This is a genomic window from Novosphingobium sp. B 225, from assembly GCF_002198665.1.
GTDB lineage: Bacteria > Pseudomonadota > Alphaproteobacteria > Sphingomonadales > Sphingomonadaceae > Novosphingobium.
The window spans coordinates 19473-43580 of sequence record NZ_MWLM01000059.1 but is presented as its reverse complement, the minus strand read 5'-3'; the positions used below and the strand labels follow the sequence as shown (position 1 = coordinate 43580).

At 64.6% G+C, this 24108-nt stretch carries 25 protein-coding genes; 12 read left to right on the top strand and 13 right to left on the bottom strand.

Annotation, left to right across the window (positions count from 1 at the left end; genetic code table 11):
• Positions 1-2: 2 nt before the first annotated feature.
• From MNBBLIKP_RS10835 to MNBBLIKP_RS10825, 3 genes are all read left to right on the top strand, one after another.
• Positions 3-512 carry a nuclear transport factor 2 family protein gene (locus MNBBLIKP_RS10835; protein WP_088310274.1) on the top strand — a complete coding sequence of 170 codons (510 nt, stop codon included), beginning with the start codon at positions 3-5 and terminating at the stop codon, positions 510-512.
• 194 nt (positions 513-706) lie between these two features.
• On the top strand, positions 707-1696 hold the full coding sequence (locus MNBBLIKP_RS10830; RefSeq protein WP_088310273.1) for an acyl-CoA dehydrogenase family protein: 990 nt from the start codon (positions 707-709) through the stop codon (positions 1694-1696).
• Positions 1693-2847, top strand: coding sequence for an acyl-CoA dehydrogenase family protein (locus tag MNBBLIKP_RS10825; RefSeq protein ID WP_088310272.1), 1155 nt, complete (start codon positions 1693-1695; stop codon positions 2845-2847). The genes MNBBLIKP_RS10830 and MNBBLIKP_RS10825 overlap by 4 nt, the downstream gene beginning before the upstream one ends.
• Here MNBBLIKP_RS10825 and queF read toward each other — a convergent pair.
• A complete protein-coding gene (gene queF, locus MNBBLIKP_RS10820; RefSeq protein WP_088310271.1) occupies positions 2844-3302 on the bottom strand; it encodes a preQ(1) synthase in 459 nt (152 codons plus the stop codon). The genes MNBBLIKP_RS10825 and queF overlap by 4 nt on opposite strands.
• Before the next feature lie 161 nt (positions 3303-3463).
• Here queF and MNBBLIKP_RS10815 point away from each other — a divergent pair, with 161 nt between their 5' ends.
• The 3 genes from MNBBLIKP_RS10815 (at position 3464) to metC (ending at position 6762) form a co-directional block, all read left to right on the top strand.
• Entirely contained in the window at positions 3464-4576 is a 1113-nt protein-coding gene (locus MNBBLIKP_RS10815; RefSeq protein ID WP_140420590.1) for a hypothetical protein, read from the top strand.
• Between the two features lie 134 nt (positions 4577-4710).
• Entirely contained in the window at positions 4711-5550 is an 840-nt protein-coding gene (gene sseA, locus MNBBLIKP_RS10810; protein ID WP_088310269.1) for a 3-mercaptopyruvate sulfurtransferase, read from the top strand.
• Entirely contained in the window at positions 5551-6762 is a 1212-nt protein-coding gene (gene metC, locus MNBBLIKP_RS10805; protein WP_088310268.1) for a cystathionine beta-lyase, read from the top strand.
• Positions 6763-6768: 6 nt separating this feature from the next.
• On the opposite strand, the gene MNBBLIKP_RS10800 is transcribed toward metC, so the two are convergent.
• The 4 genes from MNBBLIKP_RS10800 to MNBBLIKP_RS10785 all read right to left on the bottom strand — a co-directional run bounded on the left by MNBBLIKP_RS10800 (position 6769) and on the right by MNBBLIKP_RS10785 (position 10983).
• On the bottom strand, positions 6769-7785 hold the full coding sequence (locus tag MNBBLIKP_RS10800) for an aldo/keto reductase (protein ID WP_088310267.1): 1017 nt from the start codon (positions 7783-7785) through the stop codon (positions 6769-6771).
• Positions 7786-7862: 77 nt separating this feature from the next.
• Positions 7863-8186, bottom strand: a complete 324-nt coding sequence (gene sciP / locus MNBBLIKP_RS10795) for a CtrA inhibitor SciP (RefSeq protein WP_088310266.1) — start codon at positions 8184-8186, stop codon at positions 7863-7865.
• Positions 8187-8339: 153 nt separating this feature from the next.
• Positions 8340-9908, bottom strand: a complete 1569-nt coding sequence (locus tag MNBBLIKP_RS10790) for a hypothetical protein (RefSeq protein ID WP_088310265.1) — start codon at positions 9906-9908, stop codon at positions 8340-8342.
• 58 nt (positions 9909-9966) lie between these two features.
• Positions 9967-10983 carry a polyprenyl synthetase family protein gene (locus MNBBLIKP_RS10785; RefSeq protein ID WP_088310264.1) on the bottom strand — a complete coding sequence of 339 codons (1017 nt, stop codon included), beginning with the start codon at positions 10981-10983 and terminating at the stop codon, positions 9967-9969.
• Between the two features lie 89 nt (positions 10984-11072).
• Between MNBBLIKP_RS10785 and MNBBLIKP_RS10780 the strand changes: the two genes are divergently transcribed.
• Genes MNBBLIKP_RS10780 through MNBBLIKP_RS10770 form a run of 3 tightly spaced genes read left to right on the top strand, consistent with a single transcriptional unit; the run spans position 11073 to position 12967 of the window.
• A complete protein-coding gene (locus MNBBLIKP_RS10780) occupies positions 11073-11369 on the top strand; it encodes a chorismate mutase (protein WP_088310263.1) in 297 nt (98 codons plus the stop codon).
• A gap of 11 nt (positions 11370-11380) precedes the next feature.
• A complete protein-coding gene (locus tag MNBBLIKP_RS10775) occupies positions 11381-12199 on the top strand; it encodes an isocitrate lyase/PEP mutase family protein (RefSeq protein WP_088310262.1) in 819 nt (272 codons plus the stop codon).
• 12 nt (positions 12200-12211) lie between these two features.
• Positions 12212-12967 carry a DUF2059 domain-containing protein gene (locus MNBBLIKP_RS10770; protein ID WP_088310261.1) on the top strand — a complete coding sequence of 252 codons (756 nt, stop codon included), beginning with the start codon at positions 12212-12214 and terminating at the stop codon, positions 12965-12967.
• A gap of 2 nt (positions 12968-12969) precedes the next feature.
• Here MNBBLIKP_RS10770 and MNBBLIKP_RS10765 read toward each other — a convergent pair whose 3' ends face one another.
• From MNBBLIKP_RS10765 to MNBBLIKP_RS10745, 5 genes are all read right to left on the bottom strand, one after another.
• Positions 12970-13605 carry a hypothetical protein gene (locus tag MNBBLIKP_RS10765; RefSeq protein ID WP_140420589.1) on the bottom strand — a complete coding sequence of 212 codons (636 nt, stop codon included), beginning with the start codon at positions 13603-13605 and terminating at the stop codon, positions 12970-12972.
• Between the two features lie 50 nt (positions 13606-13655).
• On the bottom strand, positions 13656-15047 hold the full coding sequence (locus tag MNBBLIKP_RS10760; RefSeq protein ID WP_088310259.1) for a sensor histidine kinase: 1392 nt from the start codon (positions 15045-15047) through the stop codon (positions 13656-13658).
• 7 nt (positions 15048-15054) lie between these two features.
• Positions 15055-15729 (bottom strand): response regulator transcription factor, encoded by a 675-nt coding sequence (locus tag MNBBLIKP_RS10755; RefSeq protein ID WP_088310258.1) that lies wholly within the window; start codon positions 15727-15729, stop codon positions 15055-15057.
• Between the two features lie 66 nt (positions 15730-15795).
• Positions 15796-16092 carry a PepSY domain-containing protein gene (locus MNBBLIKP_RS10750; protein ID WP_088310257.1) on the bottom strand — a complete coding sequence of 99 codons (297 nt, stop codon included), beginning with the start codon at positions 16090-16092 and terminating at the stop codon, positions 15796-15798.
• Positions 16093-16136: 44 nt separating this feature from the next.
• Positions 16137-16979, bottom strand: a complete 843-nt coding sequence (locus MNBBLIKP_RS10745; protein ID WP_088310256.1) for an aminotransferase class IV — start codon at positions 16977-16979, stop codon at positions 16137-16139.
• A 66-nt stretch (positions 16980-17045) separates the two neighbouring features.
• Between MNBBLIKP_RS10745 and MNBBLIKP_RS10740 the strand changes: the two genes are divergently transcribed.
• Complete coding sequence (locus MNBBLIKP_RS10740; protein WP_088310255.1) at positions 17046-18827, top strand: ABC-F family ATP-binding cassette domain-containing protein; 1782 nt, start codon at positions 17046-17048, stop codon at positions 18825-18827.
• 1 nt (position 18828) lies between these two features.
• Here MNBBLIKP_RS10740 and MNBBLIKP_RS10735 read toward each other — a convergent pair whose 3' ends face one another.
• Both MNBBLIKP_RS10735 and MNBBLIKP_RS10730 read right to left on the bottom strand, forming a co-directional pair.
• Entirely contained in the window at positions 18829-20643 is a 1815-nt protein-coding gene (locus tag MNBBLIKP_RS10735; RefSeq protein ID WP_088310254.1) for a DUF885 domain-containing protein, read from the bottom strand.
• A gap of 95 nt (positions 20644-20738) precedes the next feature.
• Positions 20739-21212 (bottom strand): DUF6456 domain-containing protein, encoded by a 474-nt coding sequence (locus MNBBLIKP_RS10730; protein WP_088310253.1) that lies wholly within the window; start codon positions 21210-21212, stop codon positions 20739-20741.
• A 153-nt stretch (positions 21213-21365) separates the two neighbouring features.
• On the opposite strand from MNBBLIKP_RS10730, the gene MNBBLIKP_RS10725 reads away from it, so the two are divergent.
• Positions 21366-21938, top strand: coding sequence for a helix-turn-helix domain-containing protein (locus MNBBLIKP_RS10725; RefSeq protein WP_088310252.1), 573 nt, complete (start codon positions 21366-21368; stop codon positions 21936-21938).
• The gene (locus tag MNBBLIKP_RS10720; RefSeq protein WP_254913005.1) at positions 21935-23116 is read left to right on the top strand and encodes a glycosyltransferase; all 1182 of its coding nucleotides are present in this window, start codon (positions 21935-21937) and stop codon (positions 23114-23116) included. The genes MNBBLIKP_RS10725 and MNBBLIKP_RS10720 overlap by 4 nt, the downstream gene beginning before the upstream one ends.
• Here the strand turns inward: MNBBLIKP_RS10720 and secF are convergent, their stop codons facing one another.
• Positions 23117-24094, bottom strand: coding sequence for a protein translocase subunit SecF (gene secF / locus MNBBLIKP_RS10715; protein ID WP_088310250.1), 978 nt, complete (start codon positions 24092-24094; stop codon positions 23117-23119). It abuts the gene before it with no gap.
• Between the last annotated feature and the right edge of the window lie 14 nt (positions 24095-24108).

Below are 24108 nucleotides of genomic sequence, written 5' to 3'. Positions count from 1 at the left end.
TCATGACCCTGACCCTTGAATCTCTCGCCGCCCGGATCGCCGCGCTGGAAGACATCGAAGCGATCCGGCAGCTCAAGGCCCGCTATCTGCGCGGCTGCGACCTCAAGCAGCCCGAGGTGGTGCGCGATACCCTGCTGCCCAATGCGGTGATCGCCTATGAAGGCTTCCCTCCGTTCGACAATCGCGACGGCTTTGTCGCGGTGTTCGAAGCGATGGGCTGCCAGCCCGGCGTGCACGACTTGCACCACGCCACCAATTCCGAAATCGCCCTGACTGGCCCGGACGAGGCGACCGGCAAGTGGTCGCTCAATTTCCGCAGCATCATCATGGCCCAGCGCAGCGTGATCCGGATGGGAGTTGAGTACGAAGACCGCTATGTCCGCAAGAACGGCCGCTGGTGGATCGCGGAAACCCGCTCTACCCGCACCGGTTGCCTGATCGAACAAGTGGACGAAGCGGGCAAGGCCACCGTGGTGGTGATGGGCGATCCGCCAGCAGCTTACGGGGAATGAGTCATAGATCCGCCCCCTTTGGGGGAGGTGCCGAGTGAAACGAGGCGGGGGGGGGCGGTGCCAACATGCCCCCTCCGACCCGCCTGTGGCGTGCCACCTCACGCACAGGGGGAGGATTGATTGTTTCTCCCCTTTGACACTCCCCCCATCCCGCGCCATGGCGGGTTCATGCTGAACTGTGGAGCTGTGCTGCAATGCTAGCCGAAATGATCCAGCGCCTGTTTGAGCGGCAACTGACCGACGCGGCGCAGGCGCGTGCCCGCGCAGGCGAATGGCTGCCCGACCTGTGGGCCGAAGTCACCGAAATGGGCCTGCCCCTGGCCTTGCTGAGCGAGGATGAAGGCGGCTTTGGCCTGTCCCCGGCCGAAGCGGGTGAGGCGCTGCGCCAGCTGGGGCTGTTCGCAGTGCCGCTGCCACTCGCTGAAACGATGGGCGCCAACCGCCTGCTGGCCAAGGCCGGACTGCCGCTGGCCGATGGCCCCGCCGGGCTGGCCCGTGCCGATCATCTGACGGTTCAGGACGGACGGCTACAGGGCGAAGTGGCCCGCGTCGCCTGGGGCGAGCAGCTCGATTGCCTGGCTGTGGCGGTGGGCGATCAGCTTTACCGTGTGCCGCGTTCGGGCTGGAGGGTGAGCGAACCGGGAACCGCGCTCAATTTCCACCCTCGCCCCTCCCTGGCGATCGACTGGGAGATTGAGGCGAGCGCGCCCTTGCCGCACTGCCCGCTGGCTGAAGGGTCAACCCTGCGCGCGTTCCAGATCGCGGGCGCGCTCGAAGCAGCGCTCGACATGACGCTCGATCACACCGCCACCCGCGTCCAGTTCGGCAAGCCGTTGCAGAAAAACCAGGTGGTGCAGCACGAACTGGCCAAGCTGGCCGGCGAACTCGCCTGCGCCACCGCCGCCGCCGATCTTGCCGCCGAAGCACTGGCGCGCGGCGAGGTGCTGGGCGTGGCCGCCGGCAGCCTGCGCGCGCGCGAAGCCGCCGGGGCCGGTGCGGCGATTGCCGGGCAGATGCACGGTGCAATCGGCTTTACCCGCGAACACCGCCTGCATCTTTACACAACCTCGCTCTGGACCTGGCGCGACGAATTCGGCGGTCAGGTTGCCTGGGCAAAACTGCTGGGCAAGGCCGCGTTGGGCGCTGGCTCTGCCGGATACTGGCCGATGGTGACCGACCTATGAGCAAGATCCCCTTCCCCGCTCCGCCCGCTGACAGCGATGCGGTGATCGCCCTGCGCAGCGAATTCCGCGCGTTTCTGAACGCGCAGCTGGCTGACCGCAACGCCCGCCAGCGGTCCGACAACTGGTATGGCTATGACCGCGCGTTCAGCCGGGCGATGGGGCAGGCCGGATACCTCGGCATGACCTGGCCCAAGCAGTATGGCGGTCACGAACGCAGCGCCTTTGAACGCGCCGTGGTGGTTGAAGAATGCCTTGCCGCAGGGGCCCCGGTCGGCGCGCACTGGATTGCCGACCGCCAGAGCGGCCCGAGCATCATCAAGTTCGGGACCGAACCGCAGAAGCAAGCAATTCTGCCCGGAATCGCGGCCGGTGAACTGAGCTTTGGCATCGGCATGAGCGAACCGGATTCGGGCAGCGACTTGGCCGCGACCCGCACCAAGGCGGTGCGTGATGGCGATGTTTACCGCGTCACCGGCACCAAGGTCTGGACCAGCTTCGCGCACGAAGCGGACTATGTGATCCTGTTTTGCCGCACGCAGGGCACTCCCGCTGACCGGCACAAGGGCACCAGCCAGCTGCTGATCAATCTCAAGGAAACGCCGGGTCTGACGATCAAGCCGATCATCGATCAGGCTGGGCAGCACCACTTCAACGAAATGCATTTCGAGGATGCCGTAGTGCCCGCCCAGATGCTGCTGGGTGAAGAAGGCCAGGGCTGGGATCAGGTGATGAGCGAACTGGCGTTCGAACGGTCCGGCCCGGAACGCTTCCTCTCCTCGATCGAACTGCTGCTACAACTGGTCGAAGTGCTGAAGGGCCGTGACAGCGATGCCGCGCAGATCACGCTCGGCCGGGTCACCGCGCGTTTGGCCGTGCTGCGCCGTCTGTCACGCTCGGTCGCGGGGATGCTGCAGAACAAGCAGGACGCTGGGTTGCAGGCCGCGATCGTCAAGGACGTGGGAGCCTTGTTCGAACAGGGCCTGCCCGACATCGCCCGCGAACTGGTCGATTGCGAAGCTGATCCGCGTGCTGCTGGGGCCTATTCGGCAGTGCTGGCGAACATCGTCCACAATGCACCGAGCTGGTCATTGCGCGGCGGCACCCGCGAAATTCTGCGCGGGATTATCGCGCGGGGGCTTGGAACGCGCTAACCCCGCCCGCGATAGCTGGCCACACCCTGATCGGGCACCCACAGCCCTTCGGGCGCAGAGCTGCTTTGCCAGAACACGTCGATCGGGATCCCCCCGCGCGGGTACCAATAGCCGCCGATCCGTAGCCATTTGGGCTGCATTTCGGCGAAAAGCCGCTGTCCGATACCCACGGTGACATCTTCGTGAAAGCCCGCGTGGTTGCGGAATGAGCCGAGGAACAGCTTCAGGCTTTTCGATTCGACGATCGTTTCGCACGGCGCATAGTCGATCACCAGATGCGCAAAATCGGGCTGGCCGGTGACCGGGCAAAGCGATGTGAATTCAGGCGCGGCGAAGCGGACCAGATAGAGCGAACCGGCGCGTGGGTTGGGAACATAGTCCAGCACCGCCGCTTCGGGCGAGGCGGGCAACTGGCTGGTCTGGCCCAAGTGCAAAGGTTGAGGTGTGTCTGCCATGCAACGCGCCATGCCCCGATCGCGCGGCAGACACAAGTGAGCGGTTGGAACCTGGGGGTTCACTCCCTATTCAGGGCCGGAACGGCCAAGCGTGGTGCCGGATGGACAGGGTAATGCGGGAAAACAGGGTTTCGATACGACTGGGCTCGGGAATGCTGCTGATGGCAGGCATGCTCTCGGGACCGGTTCTGGCCCAATCCGCCAACGATTATCGCCTGCCAGGAGCGACCGGCACCCCCACGTCGCGTGCCGCCGGGCCGGTCGATCCCAGCGATCCGACGATCAGCCAGCCTCGCCCCCGGGCCAGCGCCACCACCGCCTCTTCGCCTGAACCGGCAGTCCCCAGCACCGCACCCAGCGCGGCCCCCACGGCACAGCCACGGCCCGCCGCCGTCGCTCCGCGCGCGGTCCGCACCGCCGCGCCGCAAGCCACCGTGCCACTGCCCGCACAGAATGCGCCCGCACCGCAGCCAAGCCTTACCCCCAACCTTGCCCCTGCCCCACAGCTTTCCCCGTCACCCAGCGCCGCGCCAGTCATCCTGCCCGGGCCGCAAGCCGCTTCGGCAGCTGGGACCGAGTTCGATTGGCGCCCCTGGCTTGTCGGAGCGCTGGCTCTACTTGCCGGAACCGGTGCGCTGCTATGGTGGCGCAGGCGTCGGTTGAGTGAGCCGGAAATCGCGTTCGAGCCGCCGGTCGTGCCGCAACCTGAACCCGATCCGCAGCCAGCCCGCCAGCCTGCAGCCGTGGTCGAACCAGAGCCGGCCACCACCCCCTTGCCCGAACCCGCGCTCTCTCCTGCACCTACCGAACTGGTGCTGACACTGGAAGTGCGGCGACTGACCGCATCGCTGATGGCAACCACGCTGAGCTATAGCTTGCGGCTGACCAACAACGGCGCAGCGCCGCTGGCCGCCCTGGCGATCGAGGCCGACATGGTGTCGGCCCACGCCTCTCTGCCGGTGGAACAGCAAATCGCAAACCCGGTGCAGCGAATGGAACTGCGCCATGCGCAAGTTGATCTTGCCCCTGGAGAGAGTGTGGAATTCACCGGCGACCTGCGTCTTTCGCTGGCTGACATCACCCCGATACGATCGGGCAGTTCCGCCTATTTCGTCCCGCTTGCACGGTTCCGGGTGGATGGCGGAGTGCAAGTCATGGCCCAGACCTTTGTTATCGGCGAACTGCCGGAACAGGCTGGCGCGGCGCTGCGTCCGTTCCGCCTCGACCTTGGCCCGCGCACCTACAGCCGGATTGGCCAGCGCGCGGTCGCCTGACCAAAAAAATCCCCCACATCCCCTCTCGACGCGTGGCCTGCACGGGTATACCGTGTTCGCAACTGCAGCGAAGAGGAGCGCTGCTATGACGGTGAAGAACCGCGCCCCGTGCACCTGTGGAGGACATACGCATTATGGAAAGTCTGGTTTCGACCGAATGGCTGGCAAACGAAATGGGCGCCAGCGATCTGCGGATCGTCGATTGTACAAAGCATCTGCCTGCAACCGGGCGTGATCCCAAGGCGGAATATGAAGCCGGGCACATTCCCGGTGCGGTCTATATGGACCTGGGCGATCTGACCGACACCAGCAACCCGATCGAAAACATGCTGCCCCCCGCGGAAAAGTTCGCCAGCCGTATGCAGTCGCTGGGATTGGGCGATGGCAGCCGGATCGTGCTGTACGATGACAGCGCGGTAAAAACCGCCGCGCGGGCCTGGTTCATGCTCAAGATGTTCGGCGCGCACGACGTGGCGATTCTGGACGGCGGTCTGGCCAAGTGGAAGGCCGAAGGCCGCGCGCTGACCCAGGGCAAGGAAACTCTGCGCCACCGCCACTTCACCGCCTGGCAGGACGATTCGGGCGTGCGGACCAAGGCACACGTGCTGGCCAATCTTCACAGCAAGGACGAACAGGTGGTCGATGCACGCGGCGCGGCGCGCTGGTCCGGTGCAGAGGAAGATCCCCGCCCCGGCATCGCCAGCGGCCACATCCCGGGTTCGTACAACGTCCCCTTCTTCGACCTCTACAATGCCGATGGCACTTTCAAGGACAAAGCGGGCCTCAAGGCCGCGTTTGAGGGGGCGGGCGTGGACCTGGCGAAGCCCGTGGTCACCAGCTGCGGCAGCGGGGTTACTGCCTGCGTGCTCCTGTTCGGCATGCACCTGCTCGGCAAAGAAGACATGGCGCTGTATGACGGCAGCTGGACCGAATGGGGTGCCGATCCCGATACACCCAAGGCCGTGAAGGCTTAAGTGGCCAAACAGGTTCCCGATAGCATCACCCCCGCCACCCGGCTCGTCACCGCCGGGCGGCGGGCGGAATGGACGGGGCCAGTGGTCAATCCCCCGGTCGTTCGCGCCAGCACACACCTGTATGAAGACAGCGCCGCACAGCAGGCCGGGCTGCGTGTCAACCAGGACGGCGTGTTCCACTATGGCGCGCGTGGCGGGCCGACCCAGTGGGCCCTGGCCGATGCCCTGACCGAGCTGGAGCCGGGTGCGGCTGGGACCATGCTCTACCCCACCGGTCTCGCGGCTCCGGCAATGGCGCTGCTCAGCGTGCTGAAAGCTGGCGACGAAGTGCTGGTTTCGGACAATTCCTATGATCCCAGCCGGACCATCGCGGTCCACGCACTGCGGGACTACGGCATTACCGTCAGGTTCTTCGATCCGCTTGATGTGGCCGGATTTGCCTCGATGATCGCGGAAAGCAGCCGCGCCGTGCTGCTGGAAGCCCCGGGTAGCGTATCGATGGAGATGTGCGACATCCCCGCCCTGGCCCAGACCGCCAAGGCGCGCGGGCTGGCTGTGTTGATGGACAATACCTGGGCCGGACCAACCGGTTTTCAGGCCATCCGCCACGGGGTAGACATGTCGATCCTGGCGCTAACCAAACATGTGGGCGGCCATTCGGACCTGATGCTGGGCAGCGTCACCGCCAATGCCGAATACTACCCGCGCCTGCGCAAGCGCTCGCTGATGCTGGGCCAGCAGGCCCCACCGGATGACTGCGCGCTGGCCCTGCGCGGCCTTCGCACGATGGCCTTGCGGCTGGAACGCTCCAGCGCCAGTGCGCTAACAATTGCCGAGTGGCTGCAGCACCGCCCGGAAGTGGCCGCTGTGTTGTTCCCGATGCTGCCAGGATCGCCCGGTCACGACCTGTGGAAGCGAGACTTTACCGGCGGCTGCGGGTTGATGACGATTATCATGCAAGGCGGCGATCTGGCTGCGCGCGACCGGCTGGTCGATGCGCTGAACCTGTTCGGGATCGGCTATTCGTGGGGCGGGTTCGAAAGCCTGGCGCTGGGCAGCCACCCTGAGCGTGATCGTGATATACTGCCCTGGCCGCCGCGCGGGATCGATCCCGACAACCGCCATGCCGTGCGGCTGTGGATCGGGCTGGAAGACCCCGCAGACCTGATCGCCGATCTCGATCAGGCTCTGGCGGCGTGGCGGCAGGGATAACCCTGCCTAACCCATCGGATAGCGGATCTCCCGGCTGACCTTGTTGATGGCCTGCATCACATCGGCAGGCAGGACCATGTCGATGGCGGCGAAGATTTCGGCCAGCTGGTCTTCCTTTGATACACCAACGATGGTCGAGGCGACGAAATCGTGTTGCTTGGACCACGCAACCGCCATGGTCACCGGGCTCATCCCGGCTTCGGCGGCGACTTCCGCAAAGCGGGCGGTTGCGGCGAGCGAGCGTTCATTGACGAACCGCTTGCCCATATCGGCCTGTCGCCCTTCCATCGCCAGATAACGGCTGAACCGCGCCCCATCGGGCCGTGCACCGTCCTGATACTTGCGCGAAAGCACCCCGCCCGCGATCGGCGAATAGGGGATCAGGCTAACACCTTCCTGTCGGCAGACCTGCGCCAGTTCATCCTCAAACCGGCGGTTGTTCAGGCTGAAATTGTTCTGGATCGTCTGGTAGCGGGCAGTTCCCAGCCGTTCGGCTGTCTGGATCGATTTCATCAGCCCCCAGCTGGTCTCATTCGAGCAGCCGGTGATCCGCACCTTGCCCGCGCGGACCAGTTCGTCGAGCACTTCCATCGTCTCGTCATAAGGCAAATCGTGGTCGGGCCAGTGGGTCTGGTAAAGGTCGATGTAATCGGTGCCGAGCTTGGTCAGGCTGTCTTCCACCGCGACCATGATGTTGCGGCGATCAAGCGCGGTCATGCCTTGGCGCTTGGGGCTGCGGAACCAGACGTGGCTGGGGCCGGACACCTTGGTGGCCAGAATGATCGCATCGCGCGGCTTGGTCTTGAGCCACTTGCCGACGATCTCCTCCGTCCGGCCAACCCATTTCGGATCGGGCGGCACGGGATAGCCTTCAGCGGTATCATAGAAATCGATGCCCCGCTCAAAGCACTGATCCAGGATGCGCAGCGCGGCGGCTTCATCGGTCTGGCTGCCGAAGGTCATCGTGCCCATGCAGATATCGGACACGACGATCGCGGACTTGCCGAGGCGGCGGTGTTGCATCAATCAATTCTCCCGGAAGCGATCAGGTTTTCGATCGCAACCGGTGCCGCCCGGCAAGGCCGTGGTCAAGGGTTAAGTCAGGCCGGGATCAGCCGCAGCGGCGTGGACTTGGCATGGCGGCGGCGCTCAGCCCGGTCGCGTTGAACTGCGGCGATGCGCAGGCCAGACACCCCGGCACGATCCATCGCGTGCTGCCAGCTGGCGAATTCCTCGTACGACAGGTTATAACGCGCCATGACCTGTTCCACGGTCATCATGCCGCTTTCCACTGCGGCAACGACTTGCGCCTTGCGGCTGGCCACCCACCGGGTCGTATCGCGCGGCGGCAGGCTTTCCCGGGTGAACAGGCGGCCCATCGGACCAATCACTGCGGCGGGGCGAGAGTTATGATATTCCAGCATTTTACGGCCCTCGATCTGTTAAGACAATCGGTGGCCCCCAAGTCCGGAAACAGTGCGGCTGGCGTGGTTAAATCCAAATGAATCCGCCCTTCAGCCCGCCGCAGCGGTGGGGCGGCTGACGGCAAGGTGTGGCGGGATGGCGATGGGGTGAAGTCAGTCGACGAACGTGACCGAATAGACCGGCGGCCGGCGGCAGGTTCCTTCGATCACAATCGCGCCGGGCACTGCCGCAGTTGGCGGCTTGCCTGTGCCACACTCAGGCAGGCGGTACTGGATCGGCGGTAACTGCACTTTCACGTATCGCCCGGGCCATTCGGCATAGGGCCGCCGCAGCCGCCGCTGGATGATCCCCCGGGTTGTTGCGACGATCGCAGTGATCGTGCCGCCCTCTGGCTGACTGGTCACCTGCACATCAACGGCGCGGCCATCCGGCGAGATCACTGCCCAGCCCTGCACCACAGCCTCAACCTCCTCACGCAATGCACGCAATGGATAGTCATCGGGCGTGAAAAGCTTTTCAAGCGGGTATGGTTTGGCCGGATTGGGGGTGAGCAGTCCGCCATCGACCAAGCCACCCGTGCGCGCCACATCGCGGTCCAGCACAGCGCGGGCCTCAACCGAACCGCTGCCCACCAGCCAGCCGAGCATCGAACGCGTCTCGCCATTCGACAGGTCCTGCCGCGATTTAAGCGCGCGTTCGATCCATGCCAGCAGCGGTGCCTGGGCTGAAGCCTGGCCGTTCCTGACCAAATCGCCCAGCAGCCAGGCGGTATCGGCCTGAGTCTTGAATTGCGGCGCGGTCAGTCCCGGCAGCAGCAGGTCGGCCAGCCGCTGGCGCAGCGCCGGATCATCGCGATTGTAGATATCGCTGCGCAGCCGCGCAGTCAGCGCGCCGCGCTCCGCGCCATCGCTGCCGCCCAGCCGTGGGCCGATCCGATCGAGCAGCACTTTCAGCGCCGGACCGTGATATTTCGCCGCGCGCCACAACAAGGCCTCGCCGCGCGCCGGATCGGCCGGAACAACCTCCCCCGTCAGCAGCAATTGCGCCGCGTAAAGCTGATCTTCAGACTGGTTCGATTGCTCCAGCTCGGCAAGCGCGCGAACCGGATCGAACCGTGGCGATTGCCGATCGAGCAGCAACTCGCGCCGCAGGCCGCGCTGGCGCAGGTCTGTTCGCGTTGAATCGCCCAATGCCGCCCAGACTTCGTCGCGGCCCAGCCAATCGGCGCGCTCCCGTGCGGTCCAGTGCGGCGGCAGGCCGGGATAGACCGGGCCATCGCGCAACCACATGATACGGGCGATATCCTCCGCACGGGCAAGGTCTTCGGGTCGTCCACGCTTGCTGCGGAAGAAGGCCTCTGAAGCGAGGTAGCGCGGATATCCCTGCAAGATGTCGGCAATGGACTGGCCGAAGCTGACCATGGCAATCGCCAGATCAGCATCCTTGGGACAGCCCATTTCGCCGCGCAGCAACAGTCCGCCCAGTTCCTCTTCACGCCCCTGCTCTTCCGCGCGCAGCGGCAACAGCCGTTCCAGCTTGCCATGCGCCGCTTTGGCACGGCGGCAGAACTTGCGCTTAAGCTTAGCCTCGCGCTTGTCGCGCGCCGGGTCGATCACAGTGATTGCACTAATCGGCGTCGCCACGTCCAAGGTCGTGCGCGCGACTGCGGGTGCAGGCAGCAGCAGCGGCAGCAGAGCAATCAAGGCCAGCTCGCGTAACATCGCATCGCCCCCCTTCTGGAGCCGAGACTATCGCAATTTCAACGAATTGCCAGTGGCCTCAAGCCCGGCGCGACACCGCGAACAGCGCGGCCTCAGCCATCGCGCTTTTGGCTTCGCTGGCCGGGAACATCGCGATCGCATCGATCGCGCGGCTGGCATAGTGGCGGGCGCGTTCGCGGGTGGCGGTGACAGTGTCGTGCCGCGCAATCAGTTCCACCGCATGGGCCAGATCGGCGTCACTGCTGCGGTGGCCCAGAATCGCATCGCGCCAGAACGCGCGCTCATCCTCGCTGCCGCGGGCATAGGCCAGGATCACCGGCAGGGTCATCTTGCCCTCGCGGAAGTCGTCGCCCTTGCCCTTGCCCATTTCGCTGGCTTCGGAATCGTAATCCATCGCATCGTCGACCAGCTGGAAGGCAATGCCCAGGTTGCGACCGTAATCCTCTAGCGCGCGCTCCTCCGCTTCGCTCTTTTCGGCAACCACGGCTGCGATCCGAGTGGCGGCGGCGAACAGCGCAGCAGTCTTGGCGCCGATGATCGAGAGATAGCGGTCCTCGCTGGTTTCGATCTGGCGTGCAGCAGTGAGCTGGTCGACCTCGCCCTCCGAAATCACCGAGCTGGCGTTGGAAAGGATCTTCAGCACTTTCAGGCTGCCGTCCTCCACCATCAGTTCAAAGCTGCGGGTGAACAGGAAGTCGCCGACCAGTACGGTGGCGGGATTGCCGAACACGATGTTGGCGGTGCTTTTGCCCCGGCGCAGTTCGCTGCCATCGACCACATCGTCGTGGAGCAAGGTCGCGGTGTGGATGAATTCCACGGCAGCAGCGAGCTTGTAGTGGCGCGAGCCTTCGTAACCGCATAGCGCCGCACCGGCCAGTGTCAGCATTGGGCGCATCCGCTTGCCCCCACCCGCGATCAGGTGCCCGGCGAGTGCGGGGATCAGCGGAATGCGGCTTTGCATCCGGTCCAGGATCACCGCGTTGACCGCGTTCATCCCGTCCGCCGTCAGCGACAGCATGGGTTGCAGCGAGGGCTCTGCCGCGCGCGGGCGCAGGGGGATCACTTCGGCGCTCATCGGGCTTGGCCCTTGCCCCCGCAAACGCGTGAAGGCAAGTGCAAAGGCAGCAATGGAAATGGCGAAAATGTCATGCTAGCGCAAATCGCATGACCCAGACTCCAGCCGACCCGGTTCTCGCCAATTTCCGTGCCAGCATCGACAATATCGACGCGGCACTGATTCACATGCTGGCGGAACGCTTCCGCATCACCAAGGCGGTAGGCGAATACAAGGCGCAGGTCTCGCTCCCGCCCAGCGATCCCGGGCGCGAGGAACGGCAGATCATGCGGCTGCGCAAACTGGCGGCAGATGCCCAGCTCGATCCCGATTTCGGCGAAAAATTCATCCGCTTCATCATCGACGAAGTGATCCGCCACCACGAACAGGCCCAGGGGGCCAAATAAAGGAACCCGCCATGACCCAGGCTGAAGCCTACACCCGCTTCATGGCACTGCACGACGGGCCCGAGGCTTTCGTCATGGCCAATGCCTGGGACGCGGCCAGTGCAGTGGTGCTGCGGGAGGCTGGGTTTCAGGCGCTGGGTACTTCCAGCGCGGCGATTGCGCACGGGATGGGCCGGGCTGACTGCCATCACGCGGTCAGCCGGGACGAGGCGGTGGCGAATGGCACTTTGCTCGGCTTGGCGAGCGGCCTGCCAATCAACGGCGATCTGGAGGACGGGTTCGGACCCTCCCCCGAAGATTGCGTAGCGACAGTCGAGGCCGCGATTGCCGGGGGGCTGGCGGGCGTGGGGATCGAGGACACCACCGCTGATCCGGCGAATCCGATCCATGCCTTTGACCATGCCGTCGCACGGATCGCGGCGGCGGCCAAGGCGGCGAAGGGCCGGATCGTGCTGACCGGTCGGACCGACATCTACCTCCACGGCCAGGGCGATCTGGACGAAGCCGTCCGCCGCCTGACCGCCTTTGCCGAAGCGGGCGCGGACGTGCTCTATGCCCCCGCCCTGCCCGATATGGACGCGATCCGCGCCGTGGTGCAGGCCGTGGCGCCGAGGCCCGTCAACGTGTTGCTGGGGCCATGGGGACGGTTTGGCGCCTTGTCCGATCTCTCCGCTGCCGGGGTTAAACGGGTGAGCCTGGGTTCGGCTCTGTACGGCAGCGTGATGGGCCATCTCGGCCGGGTCGCGGCGCAAGTTGCAGGCGGGGACATGACCGCCGCCGTAGCCGGCAAGACCGCGCTCAATTTCGATATCTTGTTCGAAACAAACTGAAGGATTTACACCGTGATCAAGCGCCCTGCCCTGTTTGCCGCACTGGCCCTGGGCCTGTCCGCTCCCGCTTGGGCGCAAAGCGATCCGGCCATGGCGGCCCCGCCCGCCGTCGCTGCGGAAGCGCCGATCGATGCGGCACGGCTGGCCGCCGCCGCGCCGGTGATCGACAAGGTCTTTCCAATCGGCACCTATGCCCGGATCATGAACGGATCGATGGACGCGATCATGGGCAGCGTGATGGACGGGGTCGGCAAGCTGCCAATGCGCGATCTCGCCAAGATCGGCGGGCTCAGTGAAGACGAGCTCAAGGGCATGGGCGAAGGCACGCTGCAGGACATGATGGAGATCATCGATCCGGCGTACCAGCAGCGCATGGACCTGTTCATGAAGACCATGATGGGTGAAATGACCACGGTGATGAGCCAGTTCGAACCAGCGGTGCGCGATGGTTTGACTCAGGCCTATGCCAAGCATTTCACACCGCAGCAGCTCGCCGATCTGAACAACTTCTTCGCCACCCCCACCGGGCAGGACTATGCCGCCAACTCAATGCTGCTGTTCATGGATCCGGCAGTGATGGCCAAGATGCAGGAGCTGACTCCGGCCCTGATGCAGCAGATGCCCGCGATCATGGGCAAGGTTGAAGCAGCCACCGCCGGCCTGCCCAAACCGCGGACCTACAAGGACCTGACCAAGGCTGAACGCGCCAAGCTGGCCAAATTGCTTGGCACAACCGAGGCGGCGCTGGCCAAGAAGCAGGGTAAGTAGGCTTAACCCCCGTCCGCCCGCTCGCGCACCCAGCGGCTGGTGATCGGAGGAGTCTTGTTGGGCACGGCGATCTTTTCGCTGAGCGCGGCTGCGCGACGCAGGGCCGCGATGTCTGCGGCGGTGCAGACTGAATCCTTGACCGTCAGGCCTGGGAATGGCTGTTTGGACACGAAATCACTCGGGTTCGGCATACCTTTGCGCTTGGGCAGTTTCTTCGGCAGCGGTCCGCAAGCGACTGGCCAGCGCAGGACCTCGATACCGCGCCCCTCCTCGTCACGTTTCAGGATCCGCGCCGCGATGTAAAGGAAGCCTTTGCTCTCCCCCTGCGGCCCGGCATTCTTGCCCGAACTCATGTCGATCTGATCAATCAACGGATCGCCGGGAACCAGAACGTGATCGATCTTGTCCCACTTCGTCACATCGGCCAGTTGGCCCTTTTCGTCGTCCGCGCCCATACTCGGCCCACGATAGCGTCCGCCTTCCACCAGCATCGGCTGCGCGCAATCCGGCCAATCCTGCATCGCCTGCGCGGGATCAAACTTGCAGTCTGATCCTTTGAGATTGGCCCAAAGTCCGTCGCGCAGTCCCGGCAGCGCCGCTTCGCTTGCCGCAAACCAAGGCTTTTCTGACACCACCATGTTGCAACCCCCAAGCCCAATGGCCAGAGCGGCAATTGCCAGCTTACGCATCATTTCTGTCCTTTCACCCGTGGCAGCCGCAATTTCACCAGCAACCCGCCCAGATCCTCGCTCTCATCCAGACTGACCGATCCACCATAGATTTCCGCGACATCGCGCACGATCGCAAGGCCCAACCCGGTGCCGGGCTTGCCGGTATCAAGTCGCGCGCCGCGATCAAAGATGCGGGTACGTTCTTGCTCGGGGATGCCCATACCGTCATCCTCGACCCAGACCTCGCACCACTCGGCCTCAGCCGTGGGGTCGATTGTGACAAACACCGAACCGCCGCCATATTTAGCCGCGTTTTCGATCAGGTTACCGAGGATTTCGTCAAGGTCCTGCCGCTCAATCGCGACTTGCGCATCGCGCTTGCCGTCAAGATCGAACCGCGCCTTGTCATACAGCCGCGTGACAGCGCGCAGCACCGCTTCCACGCTTTCGCTGACATTGGCGCGCGCTTGTCCCGCTGCGCGGCGGCCAACGGCGCGCGCGCGGGCAAGGTGGTGATCGACCTGCCGGCGCATCACCGCCGCCTCGCGGATCACCGTTTCGGGCAGGTCCGCCGCATGGGCCGTGGCGGCGTTCATCACCACGGTCAGCGGGGTCTTGAGTGCATGGGCAAGGTTTCCGGCATGGGTCCGCGCCTCTTCCGCCTGGCGTTCGGAATGGGCTAGCAATGCGTTGAGTTCCTGCACCAGCGGCTGCACTTCCAGCGGCAAAGGCTCGGTCACCCGGTTGGCACCGGCCGCACGCATCCGCTGGATCGCGAGACGCACCCGGCGCAAAGGGCCAAGGCCATACCAGGTCTGCGCCATGGCCATCAGGAACAGCCCCAAGCCCAACACCACGAACGACCAGCCCAAGATCGAGCGGATCCGGCGGATCTGGTCATCCAGTTCCTTGCGGCTTTCGGCAACCGTGAACCACCACTTGGTCTCACTGCCGGGCAACACGATCGACCGTTCCATGATGCGCAGCGGCTCACCCGCAAATTGATCGCTGTCATAAGTATGGGGCGCGGTATCGATATGGCCGCCCTGCACCTTCAGGCTGCGGTCCCACAGCGATCGTGAGGGGAAATCCTCGTGCCCGGTGCCGCTGATCTGCCAATAGAGCCCGCTGCTCGGTTCGAGGAAGCGCTGGTCACCCAAGGGCCGGTTGAAGAACACCTCGCCATCCGGACCAACTTCGGCCGAACCGATCATCGCGGTCAACATGTAGCCCAGCTGGTTGTCAAAGTTGCGGGTAACCAGCCCCACCAGCGTGCGGTCCAGCGCCACCCCACCCAGCAGCAGCAGGACGGTGATCCACCCCGCCGCAATCAGCATCATCCGCCGCGACAGCGATCCGGTGTGCTGCGCGCCAAGCTCGTTGCGAGGCGGCGATTCCGTCTCGCTCATGCAGCGTTCAACCGCGCGAAACCGACGGATCGTCCAGGCTGTAGCCCAGCCCGCGGATCGTGGTGATCACATCGGCGCCAAGCTTTTTACGGATGCGGGTAACGAACACTTCGATCGTGTTCGAATCCCGGTCAAAATCCTGGTCATAGATGTGTTCGATCAGCTCGGTCCGGCTCACCACTTTGCCCTTGTGGTGCAGCAGATAGGACAGCAGCTTGTATTCCTGCGCGGTCAGCTTGACCGGCTCGCCGTTCAGCGTGACCCGGCCCGAACGTGTATCCAGCCGCACGTCGCCCGCGATCAGTTCGCTGCTGGTATTGCCCGATGCGCGGCGGATCAGAGCGCGCAGGCGGGCGATCAGTTCCTCGGTCTGGAACGGCTTGGCCAGATAATCGTCCGCCCCGGCATCAAGCCCGGCGACCTTGTCAGACCAGCTGTCGCGTGCAGTAAGCACCAGTACCGGAAACTTGCGGCCTTCCTTGCGCCACATGCCGAGCACGGTCAGCCCATCGATTTCCGGCAGGCCGAGGTCAAGGATGACCGCGTCATAGTCCTCGGTCGAGCCCATGAAGTGCCCGTCCTCACCATCAACCGACAGGTCCACGGCATAGCCGTTCGCCTCGAGCGTGGACTTGAGCTGCTTGCCGAGGGTGGGTTCGTCCTCGACGATCAGGATGCGCATGTAAGGGTTCCCCTGTGCTGGGCGAATGGGCTGTTGGCAGTGCTATAGGCGCAAGCGGCCAAAGGCTCAACGAGTCTGGCGCAGGATATCGCCAGTTCGGGCATCAACATCGACAAAGATCACGCGCCCATCGCGAATGAACTTCAATCGATAGACGAATGCGGTGGGATCATACTCTGGCCCAAGGTACTGCGAACCACCCATCGCGGGCAGCACGCGCCCTTCGATATCGCGCAGAGGGCGCACATTCCCGGCGCGCGCTTCCTTGCGGACCTGGCCCTGCTCACCGCCCGGACCGGCCAGAGCAGGCGTGGCGGCAAGGGTCAGCGCGGCAAGGGCGAAAAAGGCAACTTGGCGGTTCATGTGATGCGATCTAGCCCTGCAGCCTTGAACAAGCGGTGAATAAGTCATTGCGCTTTCAGCAAGGCAACGTAGCGGCGGCGCAATTCTGCGGTAATTGGCCCGGGCGCGCCAGAGCCGATCGGGCGGCCATCCACTTCGACCACCGGCAGCACCAGCGTCCCGGCCCCGGAACTGAACGCCTCACGCGCGGCGAACAGCTCGTCCGGGGTAAAGGGCCGCTCCTCCACTGCAAGGCCCAACTCGCGGGCGATGGAGGCCACCCCGATCCGCGTCACCCCCGGCAGCACCCCGCTATCGACCGGATGCGATACCAGCACCCCGTGCGCGTCGATGATGTAGGCGTTTGAACTGGTTGCTTCGGTCACCACGCCGTTCTCGACCAGCCAGGCATCGTCCACCCCGGCCTCACGCGTTTCGGCCTTCATCATCACCGCGTAGAGCAATTGCGTGGTCTTGGCCGAACGAAGCTGCCAGCGCAGGTCCGGGCGCAGCACGATCCTGAGCCCGGTTTCGGCCAGCGGATTGTCGAGCAGCCGGTCCGCCTGGGTAAAGGCGATCCGGGTTGCCGGAATGGCCGGATCGGGCAGCGGGAAAGCGCGGTCCGGGGCCTCACCGGCCGTGACTTGCAGATAGACCCGCCCCTCGACCAAACCATTGCGCGCGATCAGTTCGGTCAGCACCGGCTGCCAATCGGTGTCATCAACGATCCGCGCCAGCGCCATCGACCGCTCCAATCGCGCCTGATGGTGCGGCCAATTGCAGAAATGCCCGTCCAACACCGGCGTCACTTCATAGACCGATTGCCCGAAATTGAGCCCGCGATCGAACACCGAGACCTTGGCCTCGGTTTCAGGAACAAATGTGCCGTTGAGCCAGACTGTACGCATGGCTCCCCTCTCACGCGCGGATCGCGGCTTGTCAACGCAGGCTGTCACCCCTAGTGCGCCCCGACCATGGCCGCCGCTCCGATCCTTTCCTGGGAACAATTGGGCCTGCAACAGGGCGGCGGCTGGCTGTTCAGGGATCTGAACCTGGCCATCGCCCCGCGCGACCGGCTGGCGCTGATCGGGCGCAACGGCGCGGGCAAGACCACCCTGCTCAAGCTAATCGGCGGCGAGGTTGAGGCGGACAAAGGCAAGCGCTCGGTCCAGCCGGGCACGCGGATCGTCACGCTGGAACAGGATCCGTTCTTCACCGGCTATGCCACGCTGATGGACTTTGCCCTGTCCGGCCCCGATGCCCCGCCCCGGCACGAAGTGGAAGCCATCGCCGGGCAGCTCGGGATCGACATGAGCCGCACCGCCGATAGCGCCAGCGGGGGCGAACGCCGCCGTGCCGCCCTCGCCCGCGCGCTGGCCAGCGAACCTGACCTGTTGCTGTTGGATGAACCGACCAACCACCTCGATCTGGCCGCGATTGACTGGTTGGAAGACTGGCTCAGCCGCTACAAAGGTGCGTTCGTGGTCATCAGCCATGACCGGACCTTCCTGACCCGGCTGACCAAAGCAACGCTGTGGCTCGATCGCGCCAGCCTGCGCCGCAAGGAAGTGGGCTTTGGCGGGTACGAAGCCTGGATGGAAACCATCTATGCCGAGGAAGCCCGCGCTGCCGACAAGCTTGACGCCAAGCTGAAGATAGAGGCGCACTGGCTGGAACGCGGCGTCACCGCGCGGCGCAAGCGCAACCAGGGTCGGCTGGAAAAGCTGTGGGAGATGCGCGCCACCCGCGCCGCCATGCTCAGCCCCCAGGGCGGGGCCAAGCTCGCACTCGCCACCGACGATGTGAAGACCAAGGCCGTGATTGTGGCGGACAAAGTCACCAAGCGGTTTGGCGAGCGCACGATCATCAAGGACTTCACCTTGCGGATCACCCGCGGGGACCGGATCGGGCTGGTCGGCGCCAACGGTTCAGGCAAGACTACCCTGCTGCGGCTGCTGACCGGAGAACTGGAACCGGATTCGGGCACGGTCACACTCGCCAAGACGCTGCACGGGGTGATGATCGACCAGCAGCGCAGCCTGATGTCACCCGAAAAACGCGTGCGCGACATTCTGGCCGAGGGCGGCGACTGGATCGACGTGCGCGGGGAACGCAAGCACATCCAGGGTTATCTCAAGGACTTCCTGTTCGATCCCGGTCTGGTCGAGGCGCGGATCGGCACCCTTTCCGGCGGCGAACGCAGCCGTCTGCTCCTGGCGCGCGAATTTGCCCGCAAAAGCAACCTGCTGGTGCTGGACGAGCCGACCAACGACCTTGACCTTGAAACGCTCGACCTGTTGCAGGAAGTGATCGCCGATTATGACGGCACTGTCCTGATCGTCAGCCACGACCGTGACTTTCTGGACCGCACGGTCACGATCACGCTCGGTCTCGACGGCAGCGGCAAGGTCGATGTGGTCGCGGGCGGTTATGCGGATTGGGAAAAGCAGCGCCAGCGCAGCCATGTTCCGTCCAAAAGCGCGCCTAAATCCGCCGCCGAACCCGCGCCTCCCCCGCCGCCGAAGAAGGGCAAGCTCTCCTACAAGGACCAGCGCGATTACGATCTGCTGCCGGGCCGGATCGAGGAACTGCTTGCCCAGATCGCCCGCGACGAAGCGACGCTGGCCGATCCCGCGCTCTACACCCGCGATCCCGCCCGGTTCGCCGCCCTGACCAAGGCCATTGAGACCGCCCGCGCCGAAAAGGACGCGGCGGAGGAACGCTGGCTGGAACTGGCGGAGCAGGTGGAGGGGTAAATCACCCCGCAGCCATGCGCTCCCGGATCCGCTCGTCGATCCGTGCTTCCAACATCGAAAGCGGCATCACGCCTTCTTTCAACACTTCATGGAACCACGGCAGGCTGAACTTGTCACCCAGCGCGGCCTGCGCTTTCTGACGATTCTTGACCCAGGCCATGTGACCGATCTTGTAGGAACATGCCTGCCCAATCTGGGTGCAATACCGCTCCACCTCGCGCTGACAGCGCGGGCGGGCGAAACCGGTGGTGGCGACCATGTAATCAGTTGCCTGCTCGCGGCTCCAGCGCTTGTGGTGGATGCCGGTGTCGATCACCAACCGCGAGGCGCGGAACAGGAAGCTTTGCAGGTAACCGGCCCGCTCGATCCCCTGATAGGCGCCCAGTTCGTCGGCCAACTGCTCGGCATAGAGCGCCCAGCCCTCGCCATAACTGGAGATGAAATTGTTGCGGAGCAGCATGGGTAAATCGCCAGCGAGCTGGGCGTAAGAGCCCTGCAAATGATGGCCCGGCGTTCCTTCGTGAAATGTCAGCGCGGGCAGCGAATACTTCGGCCAATCTCCTACGTCTTTCAGGTTGATCCAGTAAATCGCTGGCCGGCTGCCATCCAATGACGCGCGGTTGTAATAGCCGTTGCTGGCACCGTCCTGGATATCCACTGGCACCCGGCGGATTTCCAACGGTTGGCGCGGCACGTTGCCAAAGGCCTTGGGCAACCGGCCCCACATTGCCGCTACCCCTGCGTTCAGGCTGTCGATCAATTCCTTGCGGCCCGCATCGTCGTTGGCATAGAGCTGATCGGACTGCTTGTTTAGCGCAGTCAACCGCTCACCCACGCTGCCTTGGGTCAGCCCAGCAGCCTTCAGAATTGCATCAAGCTGGGCGCTGATATCGGCGACCTGATCCAGACCCGCCTGGTGGACCTGCTCTGGCGTCATGTCGGTGGTGGTCGCCTGCTTGAGCGCGGCGGCATAAATCTCGGCCCCGCGCGGCAGACGCCAGGCGCCATCGCCAGCCACAGTTTCGCCGCGCAGCTTCGTCATCAGCGCCATCTGCCGGTCGAGCGCGGGATAGACCGCGCTTTCCACGATCTTCGCTGCGCGCGCCGCCCAGTCCCCTGCAACACCTTTGGCCTTGGCCCGGCTGGCGAGCGAATGGACCATGCTGCTGTCCGCCGCAGCGGGTGCGCGCAGCTTGGTCATTTGACCCAGAGTCAGATCGATCGACCAGCCAGGTGCGGTAAACCCGCGCGCGGACTGCGCTTTTTGCTCGGCGGTGTCTTCATCCAGAACCCGTGCGAAAGCGGAGAGGCGCGACAGGTAAGCCTCTGCATCGGCAGCGGTGCTGATGGTGTGCGTGGCGTTGAGGAAGTCCGGTGTCTCGAAATAGGCCCCGCCCTGCTGGAACAGGCGATAGGGCCGCTGAACCGAATCGAGCCCGAAATCGCGCGCGGCCAGGCTGCGCTGTTCCAGCATATATTGCGCCAGCGCACGGTTGCGCTTGCCGGTGGCAGTCAGCGTGGCCGGATTGATCGCCGCCAGCGCCCGCGCCCACTTCTGGTTGCGCGCCAGATCGCTCTGTCGTTCGGCGGCAGTGGCGGGCGAAAGCTGCGCGCGGAGCGGCGCGAGCTTGCCTTTGTCGAGCCCGAGCGAGGTGGCATATTCGGGCGAATGGGAGATCCCGTCATGGAATACGGCATCAAGCGTTGACGCCAGGCGCGCGTCCCCGCCCAGTGCCTTGCCCTTCGCCAGAACCGGTTCCGCTGCCAGAGCCAAAGCCGCCGCGCTGCCCGATGCGATAAATTGCCGCCGATCCATGTTCTGTCTCCCTGAAGCCCAAGGCAACGTTGTGCCGTGCCTGCGGGCCAGCGGGAAGCTTAATCGACGAAGCGCACGGGCGGGCCGATGAAGCGTCACCCGGGAATGCGATAGAACGCGGCAACCCGGTCCAGCGCCAGCTTGAGCACCAGCTTGCCGCTGCGCACCGGCCAGGCCAGCGCGCGTTCGGCATTGGGTACGCTTTCACCAGCGCAGACCACTCGCCACAGGATGTCGGACAAACCCGGTCCTGCCGCCGCGATCGCGCCGTCAAACCGCTGGCGTGCCGAAATCTGCCGTTCAGTGGGGTTAAGCCCGCGTTCTCTGCCGCCCTGCACCCGCCCTTCTTCCCAGCGCATCGTCACGCCAGGGGACAATTGCGCCCATTCCCAGTCACGCCGCAGGCATTCCCCGGCGGCGAGCTGACCATCGCTGACAAGTCCGCGCGCATGCAGCCAGCCAAGCGGGCTTTCCGCCAGATTGAGCAGAACCGTCCGCCGCCCGCGCCGCGGAGCGCGGCGAGCGGGTCCGGCCTTGGTCAGTTCCACCTCTTTCAGGATCGGCTTCATCGCAGGCTCCCTTTCTTTCCCAATTCGAATCGAAACACGGGCTTGCCAAATGCGTCATGTTGTAGGAAAGAGAAAAAACCATATTGGTTATTTTCGCATCTCGTCATTGCGAGCGCAGCGCAGCAATGGCGATCGGAAGGATTTGCTGAAAGCATGATCAACCGCATCCGTGATATTCGCCGCCAGAAGGGCTGGACCCTGGCCGATGTGGCCGAACGCTGCAGCCCGCCCACCACCGCGCAAACGATCGGACGGCTGGAAACCGGCATGCGACAGCTATCGCTGACCTGGATGAACCGGATCGCCAAGGCGCTGGAAGTCGATCCCGAACTGCTGGTGCGGGGCGAGGAAGAGCAGGCGCTGCGCTATGTCGCCCGCTTTACCGAGCACGGCGCCGAAGCCCTGACCGAGCCGCGTGACGCGATCCTGCCCACGGCGCTGGCGGGTGATGGCGTGCTGGTGGCCATGGCGGTGGAAGCCAGCGCGGGCGAATACCGCACCGGTGACCAGGTCTGGTGCCGCCAGGTCGGGCCAGACGATTATGTCCGGCTGCTCAACCGCGATGTGTTGGCGCCGCGCCCCGGCGGCCGGTTTGCCTTTGGCCGGATGATTGACCGCGATGACACCCGCGTCGCGCTGCTTCCCCCGGGGCAAGGCACGCGGCAAGTGGTGATTGACAATCCGGCCTGGCTGGCAGGCGCGGAAATGCTGGTGCGCAAACTGTGACACGGCCCTTGCGCGTGCTGTCGCTCAGCACGCTTTATCCCAACGATCACACACCCAACTTCGGGGTCTTTGTTGAACGCCAGATGCAGGCAGTGATGCGGCGCGGGAATGTGGACCTGACGCTGATCAATCCGCTGGGCTTGCCCCCATTCCCGCTTTCACTACACCCGCGTTATGCCCCGCTGCGCCAGATTGCGCGGACGGAGAACCGCGGCGGGGTGCCGGTGCTGCGGCCGCATTTCCTGCTGTTGCCGGGGATCGGCGGCCGGTTCAATGCCGGGGCCGTGGCGCGCGCCGTGTTGCCCCTCGCCCGGCAGCTCCATGCAGAGCGTCCGTTCGACCTGGTAGATGCCCAGTTCTTTCACCCCGATGGCGCAGCGGCAGTGCGGATCGGCAGGGAGCTGGGCCTGCCGGTTTCGATCAAAGCGCGCGGGGCGGACATTCACCATTGGGGCAAGGACCCTGGCACTGTCGCGCAAGTGCTTGATGCGGGACTGCTGGCCACCGGCCTGCTCGCCGTGGCGGCCGGGATTGCCGATGACATGGCCGAACTCGGCATTCCGCGTGACAAGATCACGATCCACCGCACGGGGCTGGATCGGCAGGTATTCAGGCCGCACGACAAGGCAGAGTCTCGCACCCGGCTGGCACTACCCCAAGGCAAGCCGCTGCTGGCCTGCGTCGGTGCGCTTATCCCGCGCAAGGGACAGGTCTTTGCAATCGAAGCCCTGAACCTGATCCCCGAGGCCGAGCTGCTGCTGGCCGGCAGCGGCGCGGATGAAGCCATGCTGCGCGCCCGCACCGCCGAACTGGGGCTGGAACAGCGGGTTCACTTTCTGGGCCCAGTGCCGCACAGCGACCTGCCCTGGCTGCTCAGCGCGGCGGACGTCTTTGTCCTGCCAACTGCGAGCGAGGGCCTGGCCAATGCCTGGGTCGAGGCGCTGGCCTGCGGCACCCCGGTGGTCACCACCCCGATCCCCGGCGCTCGCGAACTGCTGACCGACCCCGCCTGGGGCCGGTTCGCCGCGCGCGACAAGCTGGCAATTGCGATCGAGGTGAGCGAATTGCTGGCCGATCCTCCTGCACGCGCTGACGTGCTGCGCGGGGCGGAACCGTTCAGCTGGGAGGCGAATGCCGCAGCGCTGGTGGAATACTGGCAACGCCTGACGGGGCGCTGATCAGCTCCGTTCGCGGGCCATTCGCTCCTGCCGCTCCACTGCGCTCTCGGTCGGCACGAAGCTGGCCGAGGTAACTTTGAGCCAGATCAGGATCGGCGCGGCCATGTAGATCGAGCTATAAGTGCCGACGAAGATCCCCAGCGTGATCGCAGCGGTAAAGCCAAAGATCACGTCAGGCCCCAGCAGCAACAATGCCAGCAGGGTGATCAGCACCGACAAGGAGGTCACGATCGTGCGGCTAAGCGTTTCATTGACCGACAGGTCCAACAGCTCAGGCAGCGGCATGCGGCGGTATTTCTTCAGGTTTTCGCGGATCCGGTCATAGACCACGATGGTATCGTTGAGCGAATAGCCGATCAGCGTCAGCAGCGCGGCAACGATATTGAGATCAAATTCCAGCTGGGTCAGCGCGAACAGCCCCAGGGTCAGCGTTACGTCGTGGACCAGGCTGAACAGCGCCCCCACCCCGAACTGCCATTCGAACCGGATCCAAATGTAGATCGAGATCGCCACCATGGCGAGGCCGAGTGCAATCATCCCGGTCTTGAACAGTTCGCCCGAAACCTTGCCCGAAACCGAATCCACCCCGTCAATCCGCGCGTCCGGATGCCCGGCCTTGACCGCGGCGGTGATTTTGCGCGCCATCTGATCGGCCAGGCCCGCATCGTGATCCGATCCTTCCGGCAGCTTCATCCGGATCGAGATTTCGTTCGGTTTGCCGAACTGCTGGATGATCGGTTCACCATAGCCCAGCTTGCCAACCGTTTCGCGCAGTTCTGCAACCGGCGCGGCCGGGGTCTGGACAAAGGTGACGCGGATCATCTGGCCGCCGACGAAATCGACCCCCAGGTTCAGTCCGCGCGTCAGCACCAGCGTCAGCGAAGTTGCCATCAGCACCAGTGAGATGATGTAAAACGGCACCCGCCAGCGCAGGAACTTGATGTCGGTGTTGTCCGGGACAAGCTTGAGCAGTTTCATCTTTCGCAAGTTCC